This window comes from Pseudomonas sp. NPDC088322 (assembly GCF_044740745.1).
Classification (GTDB): Bacteria; Pseudomonadota; Gammaproteobacteria; order Pseudomonadales; family Pseudomonadaceae; genus Aquipseudomonas; species Aquipseudomonas shirazensis.
Window position 1 is genome coordinate 521061 of the sequence record NZ_JBIURK010000004.1, and the last position, 14729, is coordinate 535789.

Here is a 14729-nt window from a genome sequence, read left to right on the forward strand (position 1 = left end):
TCAGGGCACCTCAAGGACTGCACAGGAATCAGCATGATGCACGTAACCCTCCCATGCCGGGCAGCCCTGCTCGGCCTCGCGTTGCTGCCGAGCCTGGCCGTAGCGGCTGGCCCGGAGCCGGTACCGGTATATCGGCAGATCAAGGACTGGATCGTTGGCTGCGACAACGCCCGCGCCTGTACCGCCGTCGCCGCAGCGCAGGAAGATGCCAATTCGCTGTGGCTGGTGGTGCACCGCGAGGCTGGTCTGAACGGTGCGCTGAGCCTGCGCGTGGTCGGCGGCGCTTCCTGGGATTCGCCGCCGCTGCTCGACGGCCAGCCATTGACGGCGAGCTGGCACAAGCAGCGCGACGAGTATCAGACCGTCCTGCAGGTGGACGGTGAGGCCGGCGCCGCGCTCGTGCGCCAGTTGCGCAACGGCGAGCGCCTGACAGCGGCCAGCAGCGACGGCGAGTTGCAGGCATCGCTGCAGGGCATCAGTGCGGCGCTGCTGCTGATCGACTCGGTGCAGGGCCGTATCGGCCACGCCAGCGCGCTGGTGCGCCCCGGCACCGCCGCAGATGCCAGTGTGCCGCCAGCACCCACCATGGCCAAGCTGCCGCCGTTCACCGCAGCGCCCGCGCTGGACCCTGAGCAGGCTACGCAGATGCGTAGCGCGGTCATGGCCAAAGCCAAGGCCGATGGCGATGTATTTGATCAAGAGGGTGTGCGTAGCCTCGAGCTGCAGCCACTTGACAGCCAGCACGCGCTGGCCCTGATCAGTTCGGAATGCGGCGCCTACAACTGTTCGTACACGCTGTACCGGGTTGGCCGCGCAGCGCCTTACGTGATCAGCGAGCTACCGTTCGAGGCGCCGGCAAGTGAGGTGGTCGACAGCCGCTTGACCGGCTATGTCGCGTTCGATTCGAACAGCGGCGAGCTGTACGGCTTCGACAAGGGCCGCGGGATTGGCGACTGCGGTGTCAACGAGATCTGGCGCTACGACGGTGAGCGCATGCGCTTGCTCAGCCTGGCCAAGATGGACCGCTGTGCGCAGGTTTCTTCAGAGTATTGGCCGGTGCTGTGGCGTGCCGGCAAGTAACGGCAAGGGCTGCGCTGCAGCCCCGGAAGAAGGTCAGAACGCCAGCTTGTAACCGATCAGCAGCAGCATCGCCGCCAGGCATGGGCGCAGGACGTTGTCGGAGATGCGCCCGCTGAGGTGGCTGCCCAGGTAGATGCCCGGCAGCGAACCCAGCAACAGATAACCGAGCAGCGACCAGTCCATGTTGCCCATGCCGGCATGGCCAAGGCCCGCGACCAGCGTCAGCGGCACGGCGTGAGCGATCTCGGTGCCGACCAGGCGGCGGGTAACCAGGAACGGGTACAGCAGGAACAACGCTACCGTACCCAGGGCACCGGCGCCGATCGAGGTCAGGGTCACCATCACGCCGAGGATCACCCCGGTGAACACGGTCAGGCCGTTGAGGGTGCGATCGCTGAGGTGATAGTGGTCGCCGGCATGGCGGCTGGCAAAGGCCTGCAGGCGCGATTTGAACAGCAGCGCCAGCGCGGTCAGGATCAGCACCACAGCCAGGCCTTGCTTGATCACCGCATTCAGCGCCGAGGTGTCGGCATGCAGCGTGCTGAGGAACCACAGGGTTAGCGCCGCCGCAGGCACACTGCCCAGGCTGAGCCAGCCGGTGATCTTCCAGTCGATGTTCTTGTTGCGCCCGTGCACCCAGACGCCACTGGCCTTGGTAATAGCAGCATAGAGCAGGTCGGTGCCCACGGCAGTTGCAGGGTTGACGCCAAACCAGAGCAGGATCGGCGTCATCAACGACCCGCCGCCAACGCCAGTCATGCCAACGATGAAACCTACGATTAGCCCTGCAATGGTGAAACCGAAAGAACCTACATCCATACGTTACTCGACTGCCCAACTTGCCCGTGATCGGATGAGCGCAAGCATATAGGTAGTTGATATAGCCAAATAGATTTGTTGGTTATTAGGTTATAACCGGGTGCGGGAGGGTGTTGCGGGCAAGCCCCGCGCCGTAACTGGCGCGGGGCTTTGTTAGGCGGGGCTGGATCAGATACGGAAACTGCCGACCAGCTGCTTCAGACGCCCAGCCTGCTGGCTCAGCGCATCGCAGTGCTGCAGGGTCTCGTTGAGGTTCTGCACGCCTTGCTGGTTGAGGGTGTTGATCTGGGTGATATCCAGGTTGAGGCTCTCGACCACGGCGGTCTGCTCTTCGGTGGCGGTGGCCACCGACTGGTTCATACCGTCGATTTCACCGATCCGCTGCGTGACGCTGGCCAGCCGCTCACCGGCCTTGTTGGCGACCTGCACGGTCTGCTCACTCGACACCTGGCTGGCGTTCATGGTGTGCACCGCCTCACGCGAACCGACCTGCAGGCTGGTGATCATGCGGTGAATCTCTTCTGCCGACTCCTGCGTACGGTGGGCAAGGTTGCGCACCTCGTCGGCAACCACGGCAAAGCCACGGCCGGCTTCACCGGCGCGGGCAGCTTCGATGGCCGCGTTGAGCGCGAGCAGGTTGGTCTGCTGGGAAATCCCCTTGATCACATCAAGGATCTTGCCGATGTCGTCAGTGCTGGTGTTGAGGATTTCGATCTGCTCGCACGACTCACTGATTTTCAGCGACAGTGCGGTCATCGCCGTGATGGCATCGTCGACCACCTGGCGGCCGTCATGGGCCTGGTCGCTGGCGCCGCTGGCATGTTGCGAGGCGTCGGCGGCGTTGCGGGCAATTTCCTGGGTCGCGGCACCGAGCTGATTGATCGCTGCCGCGACGCTGTTGGTGCGCATGCTTTGCTCTTCCGAGCCGCTGATCGAGGCATTGGAGGCACTGACGACTTTTTCCGAGAGGTCATGGACCAGGCGGGTCGCCGAGGACACCTCGCTGATGGAAGCATGGATGCGCTCGACGAAGCGGTTGAACGAGGTCGCCAGTTCGCCGAATTCGTCCTGGTTCTGCACGGTGAGGCGGCGGGTCAGGTCGCCTTCGCCTTCGGCGATGTCGCGCATGGCGCGGCCCATGGTGGTCAGCGGGCGCATCAATACCGGGATCAGCAAACCGAGCAGACCGGCGATGGCCGCTACGGCAACCAGCATGGCAATGATTGCCGAGGTGCGGAACTGGCTCAGCGCGGCATAGGCCTTGTCCTTGTCGATGGACAGGCCGATGTACCACTTGGCCGACGGCAGGCCGTTGATCGGGGCGAACGAGATCAGCCGCTCCTGGCCATCGAGCACCACGTCCTGCATGCCCGGCTCGACGCGCAGGTTGGCGGCAGGGTAGATGTCCTTGAGGTTTTTCATCACCTGGGTCTTGTCCGGGCTGACGATCACCTGGCCGTCGCGGTCGGCCAGAAACGCATGGCCGATGCCGCCGAAGTCGACCGAGTTGATGATCTCGACCAGGGTGTCGAGCGACAGGTCACCGCCGATTACACCGAGCAGTTGGCCGTCGGCCTTGGCTTTGACCGGGGTGGCAATGGTCACCACCAGGCCGCCGACCGCGCTCTGGTAGGGCGGCGTCAGCAGGGTCTGGCCGGCGCTGACAGCGGCGCTGTACCAGGGGCGCTGACGCGGGTCGTAGGTGTCGGGCATCTTCTCGTCAGGGCGCTGGGTGAATACGCCATTGGTCTGGCCCAGGTAGGTGAAGAGGAAGTTGCGGGTGTACGAAGGCTGGCCGATCAGTCCGGCCAGGTTATTGCCAGCACCTTGCTCGGCAATGTCTTCAGCGAGGTTTTCCAGCACCAGGATGCGTCCACTCATCCAGTTTTGCACGCTGCTGGCAGTCAATGCGCCGGCCTGCTGCACCGACGATTCCAGGTTCTGGCGAATCGTACTGCGCTGCAGGTAGTCGTTGTAGAGGGTAAACAGGGCAAATGCCAGCACCACGACACCGCAGGCACTGAGGAGAATCTTGTGGCGGAACTTCAGGTTCATGTTTCGAGACCTTGAGCCATGTTGAGAGGACGCCGGGCGCTTGTGACGCGATGACGGCTTACTTGATTTCTATCGGCTCAAGCCGGACAAAACTGATAGGCCAGTGCGGCTTTATTTAGTGCACGGCGACGGACGGTGAGCGTCGGCTGGTTTGCCCATGCTGCAGTGCCTTGCGGCTAACGCTCAGTCAGCAGCTCGACCAGCATTCGCGCGCCCTGCGCCAGCGGCTGCTGTTTGCTCCAATAAGCATGCACGGGCAGCTCCAGGGCGTTCTGGGTATTGCCGAAATCCAGCTGCAGCAAGCGCCCGGCGGCGACCAGTGGGGTGACTCGAGAGGCCGGGAAGTCACCCCAGCCCAAGCCTGCCTCGACCAGCTGCAGGGCCAGATCGAGGCTGTTGCTGCGCCAGTGTGCGGCGCCGATCAGCGTGCGTGGATCAGCCAGCGGCAGCTCGCTGCTGCAGACCAGAATCTGGCGCACATTGACCAGGTCTTCGAGGTAGCGGATGCGCTTGCCGTTCAGGGCCGGATGATGCGGTGCCAGGGTTGCCAGTAGCGACTCCTTGCCGATGTTGTGAAAGCTGCGACGCGAGTCGACCTTGAGCTCGGCAAACGCCAGGCACAGGCTCACCCGTGCACTGTCGAGCAAGTGCAGGGCCTCATCCTGCGGCGCGCTGATCAGCTCGACGTCGAGCAGCGGGTAGCGTGCGCTCAAGGTCGCAATGGCTTGCAGCAGGGGTTGGTGGTCGATGTCCGGCACCACCGCAATGGCCAGGCTGCTTTCCAGCCCTCTGGACAGCTCCAGCGCATGCACCTGCAAGCGGCCCAGCTGGTCGCCGATCAGCCGTGCATGAGGCTCGAGTGCCAGTGCTTGCGGGGTAGGGCGGGCCTCACGCGGGCCTCGCTGAAACAGCGGGTAGCCAAGCTCGGCTTCGAGATTGCCGATTGCCATGCTCACCGCCGATGGCACCCGGCGCAAGGCGCGGGCGGCGGCCGAGAACGAGCCGTGGTCGAGGACGGCGAGAAACAGCTGGATCGTGTCGCTGGAAAAATTCATGGTCGGTCAGGCTCCTGTCAGCAAAGCTGATAGCAGCTGACTTTTCCTGTCAAGTCTACTGAAGCATCCTGCGCGCCTTCGGTGAACGCAAGACGTGAGGTAACGCTGTGCAAGGTGTCAAACGCAAACTGGTCTACGTGACTTTCTATGAGCTGATCGGCCTGTGCATGTCGACACTTGGGCTGGCTTATCTGTCCGACACCCAGGCGTCACATACCGGGCCGCTGGCGGTGATGATCACCACCATCGCGATGCTCTGGAACCTGATCTACAACAGCCTGTTCGAGTACTGGGAGGCGCGCCAGAGCAAGCGCGGGCGCAGCGTGGCGCGGCGGCTAGCGCATGCCATCGGTTTTCAGCTGACCCTGGTGATATACCTGATCCCGCTGATTGCCTGGTGGCTGGACATGACCTTGCTCGAAGCACTGGTGGTGGATCTCGCGTTCATTATCTTGGTGCCGTGCTACACCTTTGCCTACAACTGGGCATTCGATCGCCTGTTCGGCCTGCCCACCTCGGCCATGGCTACTGCTTGAGCAGCAGGCCATCCTCGATCTGCCCCGACAGGTAATACACCCCGGACATCGCCCCACTCTGGCGGTTGTCCATCAGCTCGCGCCACTCCTGGTTGAGGGCAACGTTGAGGATCACCCGCAGTTGCTCGACCATCTGCGGTTGCTCTTGGTCGTGGCTGATCATCGCGATGCCGGTAGCGGCTACCGAGATCAACGCCCCGGCGGCCTTGCCCACCGCCGCTGCCACCGCACTGGCAATACCGCGTGGGGCGAGCGTGGCGCTGAGCTTTTCACTGGCGCGAGTGGCCACCGACGACAGGCCGAGCTGGGTCTGGCTGGCGAGTTTGGCTGCCTGTTGATTGAGGTGCTGGCGCAGCGCTAGCCAGGCTGGTTGCTGCGCCAGGGGTTTGGCTCTGAGCAGTTGATAGAGGCTGGCATCCCGCGCAGCGGGTGGGCCCAGTGCGATTGCCTTGACCCGCGTGAGGCGTTGGCTGAGCTGGTCGGGCGGGGCGTTGTAGCGCTGGATGATGGCCGTCAGTTGCTGGGCAAACAGTTGCAGGTACAGCTCGCTGGCGCGGTCACGGATGGCTTCGGGGTTGATCTCCCGTGCCACCGGCTCGAGTACGCGCTGGTGATACTGCTCCTGCAGATACAACGCCAGGCGCTTCTCGGGTGGCTCGGCACCGTTGCCGCTGTTCATCTTGTACCAGGCGACTTTTAGGGTCAGCCACTGCTGCGTCCAGTAGCCGGTGAACCACGGGATGAAGTCGCTTTCGGTGCGTTTCTGCACCTCGTCCTTCCATACTCGCATCGAGCGCCGCGCATAGTCGTTGGCCGAGCCGGTGGCAGCCAGCGAGGCGTTGATCAGTTCGCGATCGACCTGCTGCCAGGCGGCGACACTCAGAGCGACCGGGGGCGGCGCAGTGGGCCGCTTGCCGGCACAGCCGCCTACCGCCAGCACCAGGCAGAGCAAGAGCAAGCCACCACGCGCATTCATGCCGGCGCCTCCTTGTGAAGAGGCTGAGGGGATCAGCTGATTATAGGTAGGCAGCGGCCCCGCGGCAGTTTTTGCTAAAGGCTGTGGTCCTGGCCGAGATCGAGCTTGGCTTCGAGCCGGTCCAGATGCTCGTGCATCAAGGTCAGCGCCGCGCTGCTGTCGCCACTTTCGACGGCATCGATGATCGCGGCGTGTTCTTCCCAGGCGCAGTGGTCGCAGCAGGGTGACTCATAGCGGGCGATGATCAACGAAGTCATCGGCACCAGGCCATTGAGGAAGCGCGCCAAGGGTGCGTTGGCGGCCATCTGCGCAAGCTTCAGGTGGAACTCGCCGCCGAGGCGGATCGCCGTGCAGCGCTCGCCCTGTTCATGGTGCTGGCGCTCGCGCTCGACCAGTTGCCGTAGTTGCCGGATCTGATTGGGGCGGGCCCGTTGGGTCGCCAGGGTGATCAGGGTGGTTTCGGCCAGGCGGCGGGCGCTGAGCACTTGCCGCGCCTGTTGCGGGTCGGGTGCGGCCAGGTGCGCGGTATGGCTTGGACGCTGCACCACCACTTGCTGATCGGACAAGCGCCCAAGCACCCGCCGGATCACCGTGCGGCTGACGCCAAAGGCGTCGCCCAGGGCCTGTTCCGGCAGTGCACTGCCAGGTGGCAGGCGCTGTTCGAGGATGGCGTCGAACAAGCGTGGGTAGATCTGCTCGGCAGAGAGGCGGGTCTCGCCGGCGCCGAGCAGGGCAGGCAGGGGCTGGGCGGCGTGGGCGCAAGCGGTCATGGTCGCTCTCCTGGAGTCATGGGCCGGGGTGTTCGTCCGGGATATTCAGTTCGATACCCATGCGCAGGCCTTCCTGGAGGATGTGCCGACGCATCTGGGCACTGGCCTGGGCGCTGTTCTTGTCACGGATGGCACGCACCACGGCTTCGTTCTCACGCAGGCGCGCAGCCAGGTGCTCGGGCGAATTGCGCAGCATGTCGGCGCTTTGCTTGAGGGCATTGCCGGTCTGTTGCACCACGCTCTGGAAAATCGGGTTGGTGGTCAGGGCAAACAGCTCCTGATGGAAGGCGATGTAGGCGTTGACGCCAGCTTCGCTGTCGCTGGCGTCTAGCGCCTCGCGCATGTCCATCAGGGTCAGGCGCAGTTGGCCTATGTCCTGGCTGTTAGCCGACTGCGCGACCAGGCCGACGATAAACGGCTCAAGGGTGTAACGCAGTTCGAGCACGTCGGCCAGGCTGGCAGCGCCGACGGCGTCGCCGACCGGCTCCTGCGCTGCGGCGGCGTCAGCGTCCAGGACCAGCACCCCTTTGCCCGGTAGCGAGCGCACCAGGCCGAGGGTTTCGAGGACGGTTACCGCTTCGCGCAGGCTCGGCCGGCTGATGCCCATCTGTTCGGCCAGCTCGCGCTGGCCGGGCAGCATTTCACCGCTGCGCCACTGGCCGCGGGCCAGCGCCTGGCGCAGTTTTTCCACTACTGATGTGACCACGGTCGATGAACTGATCATGGGTCGTTTCCTGATAAAAGTTGCATAACGCTCCTGAAACAGGCCGGCATCGCTGCCGGCCTGTATCAATCAGAACTCCTGTTGATGGGCAATGGGTTGTTTGCGCGGCTGGTGGGCAAAGCCCGGTTTGCCGCTGAGCACGTTGTTGGCGCGCTCCAGGTCGATGTCTTTTTCCCAGCGGGCGATGGCCACGGTGGCGACGCAGTTGCCGATCAGGTTGGTCAGGGCGCGACCGATACCCATGAACCAGTCCACTGCCAGCACCAGCACCAGGCCAACCACCGGGATCGCCGGCACTGCGGTCAGCGTGGCTGCGAGGATCACCAGTGCCGAGCCGGGGATGCCGTGGGCGCCTTTGGAGGTGACCAGCGATACCAGCAAGATGGTCATCAGGTCAGTCATGGCCAGCGGCGTGCCGGTGGCATTGGCGATGAACACGATGGCCAACGTCAGGTAGATCGAGAAACCGTCGAGGTTGAACGAGTAGCCGGTAGGGATCACCAGGCCAACCGTCGAGCTGCCGATACCGAGGTGCTCGAGCTTGCGCATGATCTGCGGCAGTACAGCGTCGGACGAAGCGGTGCCCATGACGATGGTCAGCTCTTCACGCAGGTACTTGATCAGTGGCAGCAGGCGCAGGCCCGACAGGCGCATCACGGTGCCGAGCACGACCAGCACGAAGCCGGCGCAGGTCAGGTAGAACAGCGCGACCAGGCCGCCCAGGTGGTGCAGCGACTCCAGGCCATATTTGCTGGTAGTGAAAGCGATCGCGCCGAACACGCCAATCGGTGCCAGGCGCACGATCATGCCCATGATGCGGAAGATCACGTGGCTGAGTTCGTTGATCAGGCGCGAAATGCCTGACGCGGCTTCACCAACCAGGTTCAGGGCACTGCCGAACAGCACCGAGAACAGCAGCACCTGCAGGATGTTGTTGTCGGCGAAGGCGCCGATGACCGAGGTCGGGATCAGGCCCATGAGGAAGGTGGCGGTGCTGTGCACCTGCTGGCCGCGGTCGGCGAGGCCATTGGCGTCGGCAACAGACAGTTGATCCAGATGGATGTTGGCGCCGCTACCGATGCCGGTACTGAAGGCGAACACCAGGCCGATGACCAGGGCAATAGTTGTCAGTACCTCGAAGTAGATCACCGACTTGAGGCCGATGCGCCCGACCTTTTTCAGGTCGCCGGCACCGGAAATGCCACTGACCACCACGCAGAACACGATCAGGCCGATGAGCATCTTGATCAGCTTGATAAAGCCGTCGCCGAGGGGTTTCAACTGGAGGGAGACCTCAGGGAAGCTGAGGCCGCAAACGATACCAAGGACCAGCCCTAGCACCACCTGAAGGAAAATCGAACGCGAGCACCACTTAAGCATGGGAGGAGTCTCAGATCGGTGTCCTTGCTTCGATGGAGCAGCGGGCCAAAGAGCGCAGGACTTAATTATTGTGGTCTTACCGGTTTGTTCAGTGCCCGATCATAAAACCGCGAAATTTCCTACATTGCAAGTGAATTTGGCCTGACCGGTCTGACCAGTTGCGAGCTATTGCATCTGGCCGCTCTGGCGCGGGAAATTACCTGTGCAAGCGCTCGAGCCAGAGCAATTTGCTGTGCAGGGTGCGGCAGATGCCGCTTGAACCCAAACGGCGCTAGCCAGTGCGCTGATGCTTTGGCCTCATTTCCATTCTCGGCATGGACACGTAGAATCCGCCGCTTTTGCTTGAGCGGCCGCCTGATCTGTATGGATGAAGCGGTTCAAGCGCTGGGCCAGGATGGCATATGGACGATAACTACCGCGCGGCCGTGGACGCGGCCGCGATTTTTTCCGAAGCCGACCTGAGCGGGCGTATCACCTACGTCAACCAGCAGTTTTGCAGCATCTCCGGCTACAGCCGGGAGGAACTGCTCGGCGCCAACCACCGGATCCTCAATTCGGGCCTGCACGAGCCTGAGTTCTTCCTCGACATGTGGCGCGCGCTGGTGGCCGGGCAGGTCTGGAAAGGCGAGATCTGCAACCGTGCCAAGGACGGTTCGTTGTATTGGGTCGACAGCACCATGGTGCCGTTGATTGATCCGGCGTCGGGTAAGGTTCGCAAGTACGTTTCGATCCGCTTCGACGTGACCGAAAAGCGCCAACTGCTGCACACCCTGCAGTGGCGGGTCGGACACGATGTGTTGACCGGGCTGCCCAATCGCGCCTACCTGTCCGATCTGCTCAATCAGGCCCTGGCTTTTTCTCGCAGAGAGGACATTCCGTTGGCCGTGTGCATGCTTGATCTGGACCGGTTCAAGGCGGTCAACGACGGCTACGGGCATGCCGCGGGTGACCGGTTGCTGGTGGAAGTGGCGAGCCGTCTGCAAAAGATCTTGCGCGCAGGGGACTCGGTGGCGCGTCTGTCAGGGGATGAGTTTGTGCTGATCCTGCGCCATGTAAAGGACAGTGACCAGCTGCATGCAGGCCTGCAGCGCATCCTCGATGCCCTGGCGGCGCCTTATCCGTTACGCGAGCAGACCGTGATCGTCAGTGCGAGCATCGGCGTTACCCTGTTTCCGCAGGATGACGAGGATGCCGACACTCTGGTGCGCCATGCCGATCAGGCCATGTATGTCGCCAAGCAGCGCGGGCGCAACCGTTATCACCTGTTCGACGTGACGCAGGAGCTTGAACTCAAGGCCACTCACCAGACCGTGGCGCGGGTTCGCCAGGCCCTGCATGACGGTGAGCTGTGCCTGCATTACCAGCCCAAGGTGAATATGCGCAGCGGGGAAGTGCTGGGCTTTGAAGGGCTGCTGCGCTGGCAGCACTCGCTCAACGGAATGGTGATGCCTGGAGATTTTCTGCCATTGGTCGAGCAGACCGACCTGATCGTCGAACTGGGCGAATGGGTGATCGAGCAGGCCTTGAGGCAATTGCAAAGCTGGCACACGCAAGGTCATCAATGGTCGGTCAGCGTCAACATCGCTGCGCGTCATTTGCAGCGCGCTGATTTTGCCGAGCGTCTGGAGCAATTGCTGGCGCGCCATGCCTCGGTCGATCCGGCGCTGCTGGACCTGGAGATCGTCGAGTCGGTCGCCATCGAGAATATCCAGCACGTTAGCCAATGCCTGGCGGCTTGTCAGGGCCTTGGGGTGCGTTTCTCGCTGGACGACTTCGGTACCGGCTATTCCTCGCTCAGCTACCTGAAGCGATTGCAGGCGCAGACGATCAAGATCGACAAGTCGTTCGTGCGGGACATTTTGCATGATCAGGATGACCTGGCTCTGACCCGGGCGGTGATCGGCCTGGCTCGGGCCTTTGGCCGCGAGGTCATCGCCGAGGGTCTTGAGACTCACGAGCACGGCCTGGTATTGATGGCGCTGGGCTGTGATCTGGCTCAGGGGTATGCGATTGCGCGGCCCATGCCGGCGGCGGATGTGCTGGTGTGGGCGCACGGCTACGTGCAGCCAGAGCAGTGGCCTGGTGGAGTGCTCAAGCGCATCTGACGAGCTGGGCTCAAAAAAAACGGCACATGAGTGCCGTTTTTTACGCTGTAGCAGCCTTGGCCACCGTTGGCGTTGACCTTATTTATGCAGCTCTTGCGCCGCATACAAGGTGTTTTCCAGCAGGCAGGCGCGAGTCATCGGCCCAACGCCGCCTGGTACCGGCGTAATCCAGCCGGCACGGGGCAGGGCGGTCTCGTAGACCACATCGCCGACCAGCTTGCCGTCTTCCTGGCGGTTGATGCCGACGTCGATGACGATTGCGCCCGGCTTGATCCATTCACCCTTGACCAGGCCCGGCTTGCCCGCCGCAACCACGACCAGATCGGCACGGCCGACGTGTTCGGCCAGATCCTTGGTGAAGCGGTGAGTGACGGTCACGGTGCAGCCAGCCAGCAGCAGCTCCATGGCCATCGGCCGGCCAACGATATTCGAGGCGCCGACGACCACAGCGTCCATCCCGTACAGGTCCTGGCCGGTGCTTTCCAGCAGGGCCATGATGCCTTTCGGGGTGCATGGGCGCAGTAGCGGGATGCGCTGGGCGAGGCGGCCGACGTTATACGGATGGAAACCGTCGACGTCCTTGTCCGGGCGAATCCGCTCGAGCAGCAGCGAAGCGTCGAGGTGCGCTGGCAACGGCAGCTGCAGGAGGATGCCGTCGACTGCGGCGTCCTCATTGAGCTGGTCGATCAGGTCGGTCAGCGCTTGCTGGGAGGTTTCGCTGGGCAGGTCGAACGCCTGGGAGATAAAGCCGACCTCTTCGCAGTCCTTGCGCTTGTGCGATACATAGACTTGGGAGGCGGGATCGGTGCCGACCAGGATCACTGCCAGGCCTGGCGTGCGCAGGCCTTGCTGGCGGCGCTCCACGACCTGTTGAGCGATCTGCTGGCGCAGGTTGGCGGCGATCGCCTTGCCATCGATAAGGTGTGCAGTCATAGACGCGTGATTAACCATCGAGAAAGAAACAGATAGAATGGCGCATTCTCGCACGACACGGCCCGAGGGCAAAGGCGGGTGGTCGGGCAAATCCTCTAACTCCTTCAATAATTTCGATTTTTTAGAGAAAGGTGTTGACGCTTTTACAGCTCGTCTATAACATTCGGCGCACTTGTCGGGCACAGCCTATCACTGGTTGGCGAAGTCGGGCAGAATGGGTGGTTCGCAGCGTTGCTGCCAGCCCCTGTGAGGTTAGGCAGATTGCTTATGTGCCCGTAGCTCAGCTGGATAGAGCATCCGCCTTCTAAGCGGATGGTCGCAGGTTCGAGTCCTGCCGGGTGCGCCATTAGGCAGCTTAGGCACGCAAGTGATGCAGTAACGTAATGCCGCTATATGGTGGGCGTAGCTCAGTTGGTAGAGCGCCGGATTGTGATTCCGGTTGTCGTGGGTTCGATTCCCATCGTCCACCCCATATTTTTCGAAGGCGCCTTGATTGAACGATCTGGCGCCTTTGATTTAAGTGTTGCATGCGGATGTGGTGGAATTGGTAGACACACTGGATTTAGGTTCCAGCGGCGCAAGCTGTAAGAGTTCGAGTCTCTTCATCCGCACCATGCTTCAAGGTTTCAACGCAGTACCGCACTATGGTGGGCGTAGCTCAGTTGGTAGAGCGCCGGATTGTGATTCCGGTTGTCGTGGGTTCGATTCCCATCGTCCACCCCATATTTATATTAAAGGCGCCTCGATCGAATGATCAGGCGCCTTTTTTTTGCCTTCTTTTCGAGGTGGTCCGTCATTTGGCTGGCGCCGCCTTCGCATGATGCAGGCTGTCGGGGGTGGCTTGCGCGAATAACCTGCTGATTCTATTGGTTTTTTATTCTTGTTGGTCGGTTTCTTGCTAGGTGGGAGGCCTGCCGCTGGTCTACTGGCGCGCCACTCTCGTGCATACAAGGATCAACCATGAAAGTCTGCCATACCAATCGAGACAACTTTTATCGTTTGCTGGGTGCAGTATTCCAGTCGCTTGAAAAGCGCCCATTGGTGGCGGAGCTGGGTGTGCTCCGCGGGGAAAACGCATTGAAGATGTATGCGGCCATGGAGCCGGAACGTATGGTCCTGATTGACAGCTGGAGCGCTGCGGCCAACGATGCCTACAGCCCATTCGACGAGCTGCCGGAGTGGGTCGCACCGGTTGATGCCTACGAGTACTACTATGGCGGCTCTATGCACGACCCGGCGACCTGGGATGCGCTCTATGACGAGTGCGCAGCGAAGTTCGTCGACAAGCCGGAAGTGAGCATGATCCGCGCCGATACCATCAGTGCCATCGACAAGGTCCGCCAACAAACCGGCATTCATCAGTTTGACCTGGTGTATGTCGATGCCAATCATCAGTACGAATACGTCCTGCGCGATATGATGCGCTATCAGGAGTTTCTCGGTGAAGATGGCATCATGATGCTCAATGATTGCTGCCACAGCGTCATGGGCACCAAGCAGAATCTGGGTGTTCTCGAGGCGTTGGGCAGTTTCATGAAGCGCACCGACTTCATCCCTGTCGCAGTCACCAATACGGATTGGTCGGACGTGATTCTTGTGCGCCGCAATTCCAAGCTGGTGCAATTGTTCGATGTGGCGCTGACCAACTCCGACGTGCCCTATGTAGAGATCCCACATCAGCTGATTACAGCGGCACGTGTAGTCTACGGCGCGCAGCGTCATAACATCAGTTTCGTCTGATCGCGACCATTATTGCCGCAAAGGTCTTGGGCGGCCCCTGCTGATTGGGGCTAGCCCGCAGGTGCACCTCGTCGGGCCACTCGTGCTCGGCGTCTGTAGCCTCTGGACGCGCTTTGGCACGCTGCGCTGGTGACAATTCAGTAAAAGCTGATAGATTTCAGCTGGTTGAATTGCGGCCAGCTGCCGCCAGAGGAAATACCCGATGATAGCCAAAGAAGCTCGCCAGGCGCTGGCACTGCAACGCTTTGCCGAGGCCAATCCGCAGATGCTCGAAGAGATCCGCGAATTGAGCCCGCGCGAGCAGGCTCAGCAGATCCAGTGGGCCTTTGATGATGCAGCGCAGGAGCAGGGCATCGAGCCCTGGGAACTGACCCTGCAATTGGTCGCTCAGAGCCCTGAGGAACTGCACGCCATGCGTCTTGAGGTGCACCGTGAGGTGGCCGAGGCGTTGGGCATGGAGTGGGATGAGTACTGCGCGTTCAACGAGATCGACCCCGAGCACGGCTGATTGCCGCCGTGTTTGTTTGACAAGGTTTTTCAGTCAGGGGCTGCGGCT

The 14729-nt window shown here is 62.0% G+C and carries 12 protein-coding genes, 4 tRNA genes and 1 pseudogene; 9 read left to right on the forward strand and 8 right to left on the reverse strand.

What is annotated here, in order from left to right; all coding sequences use genetic code 11:
- The first annotated feature begins 33 nt into the window (after window positions 1-33).
- Window positions 34-1080 (forward strand): DUF1176 domain-containing protein, encoded by a 1047-nt coding sequence (locus ACIOAU_RS13140; protein ID WP_401182405.1) that lies wholly within the window; start codon window positions 34-36, stop codon window positions 1078-1080.
- A gap of 33 nt (window positions 1081-1113) precedes the next feature.
- On the opposite strand, the gene ACIOAU_RS13145 is transcribed toward ACIOAU_RS13140, so the two are convergent.
- The 3 genes from ACIOAU_RS13145 to ACIOAU_RS13155 all read right to left on the reverse strand — a co-directional run bounded on the left by ACIOAU_RS13145 (window position 1114) and on the right by ACIOAU_RS13155 (window position 5009).
- Window positions 1114-1899 (reverse strand): sulfite exporter TauE/SafE family protein, encoded by a 786-nt coding sequence (locus ACIOAU_RS13145; RefSeq protein ID WP_101321097.1) that lies wholly within the window; start codon window positions 1897-1899, stop codon window positions 1114-1116.
- A 168-nt stretch (window positions 1900-2067) separates the two neighbouring features.
- Window positions 2068-3954, reverse strand: coding sequence for a methyl-accepting chemotaxis protein McpA (mcpA, locus tag ACIOAU_RS13150; protein ID WP_150570771.1), 1887 nt, complete (start codon window positions 3952-3954; stop codon window positions 2068-2070).
- 176 nt (window positions 3955-4130) lie between these two features.
- On the reverse strand, window positions 4131-5009 hold the full coding sequence (locus ACIOAU_RS13155; RefSeq protein WP_188036398.1) for a LysR family transcriptional regulator: 879 nt from the start codon (window positions 5007-5009) through the stop codon (window positions 4131-4133).
- A gap of 107 nt (window positions 5010-5116) precedes the next feature.
- Between ACIOAU_RS13155 and ACIOAU_RS13160 the strand changes: the two genes are divergently transcribed.
- On the forward strand, window positions 5117-5545 hold the full coding sequence (locus ACIOAU_RS13160; RefSeq protein ID WP_101321091.1) for a PACE efflux transporter: 429 nt from the start codon (window positions 5117-5119) through the stop codon (window positions 5543-5545).
- A 1-nt stretch (window position 5546) separates the two neighbouring features.
- Here the strand turns inward: ACIOAU_RS13160 and ACIOAU_RS13165 are convergent.
- The 4 genes and pseudogenes from ACIOAU_RS13165 to ACIOAU_RS13180 form a co-directional block, all read right to left on the reverse strand.
- A pseudogene (locus ACIOAU_RS13165) lies at window positions 5547-6521 on the reverse strand (hypothetical protein); the annotation flags it as partial.
- Window positions 6522-6595: 74 nt separating this feature from the next.
- Window positions 6596-7291, reverse strand: coding sequence for a GntR family transcriptional regulator (locus tag ACIOAU_RS13170; protein ID WP_101321089.1), 696 nt, complete (start codon window positions 7289-7291; stop codon window positions 6596-6598).
- A gap of 16 nt (window positions 7292-7307) precedes the next feature.
- Window positions 7308-8015 carry a FadR/GntR family transcriptional regulator gene (locus ACIOAU_RS13175; protein ID WP_101323070.1) on the reverse strand — a complete coding sequence of 236 codons (708 nt, stop codon included), beginning with the start codon at window positions 8013-8015 and terminating at the stop codon, window positions 7308-7310.
- A 69-nt stretch (window positions 8016-8084) separates the two neighbouring features.
- On the reverse strand, window positions 8085-9395 hold the full coding sequence (locus ACIOAU_RS13180; RefSeq protein ID WP_101321087.1) for a C4-dicarboxylate transporter DctA: 1311 nt from the start codon (window positions 9393-9395) through the stop codon (window positions 8085-8087).
- A 401-nt stretch (window positions 9396-9796) separates the two neighbouring features.
- Here ACIOAU_RS13180 and ACIOAU_RS13185 point away from each other — a divergent pair, with 401 nt between their 5' ends.
- Window positions 9797-11500 (forward strand): putative bifunctional diguanylate cyclase/phosphodiesterase, encoded by a 1704-nt coding sequence (locus ACIOAU_RS13185; protein WP_401182412.1) that lies wholly within the window; start codon window positions 9797-9799, stop codon window positions 11498-11500.
- Between the two features lie 78 nt (window positions 11501-11578).
- Here ACIOAU_RS13185 and folD read toward each other — a convergent pair whose 3' ends face one another.
- Complete coding sequence (gene folD / locus ACIOAU_RS13190) at window positions 11579-12433, reverse strand: bifunctional methylenetetrahydrofolate dehydrogenase/methenyltetrahydrofolate cyclohydrolase FolD (protein WP_101321083.1); 855 nt, start codon at window positions 12431-12433, stop codon at window positions 11579-11581.
- A gap of 269 nt (window positions 12434-12702) precedes the next feature.
- On the opposite strand from folD, the gene ACIOAU_RS13195 reads away from it, so the two are divergent.
- From ACIOAU_RS13195 to ACIOAU_RS13220, 6 genes are all read left to right on the forward strand, one after another.
- Window positions 12703-12779 (forward strand) — tRNA-Arg (locus ACIOAU_RS13195).
- A 50-nt stretch (window positions 12780-12829) separates the two neighbouring features.
- Window positions 12830-12905 (forward strand) — tRNA-His (locus ACIOAU_RS13200).
- 57 nt (window positions 12906-12962) lie between these two features.
- Window positions 12963-13047 (forward strand) — tRNA-Leu (locus ACIOAU_RS13205).
- Between the two features lie 33 nt (window positions 13048-13080).
- Window positions 13081-13156 (forward strand) — tRNA-His (locus ACIOAU_RS13210).
- A 237-nt stretch (window positions 13157-13393) separates the two neighbouring features.
- Window positions 13394-14173, forward strand: a complete 780-nt coding sequence (locus ACIOAU_RS13215) for a class I SAM-dependent methyltransferase (RefSeq protein WP_150572403.1) — start codon at window positions 13394-13396, stop codon at window positions 14171-14173.
- Window positions 14174-14375: 202 nt separating this feature from the next.
- Window positions 14376-14681: a DUF6388 family protein gene (locus tag ACIOAU_RS13220; protein ID WP_150569837.1), complete on the forward strand. Its 306-nt coding sequence runs from the start codon at window positions 14376-14378 to the stop codon at window positions 14679-14681.
- Window positions 14682-14729: the final 48 nt, after the last annotated feature.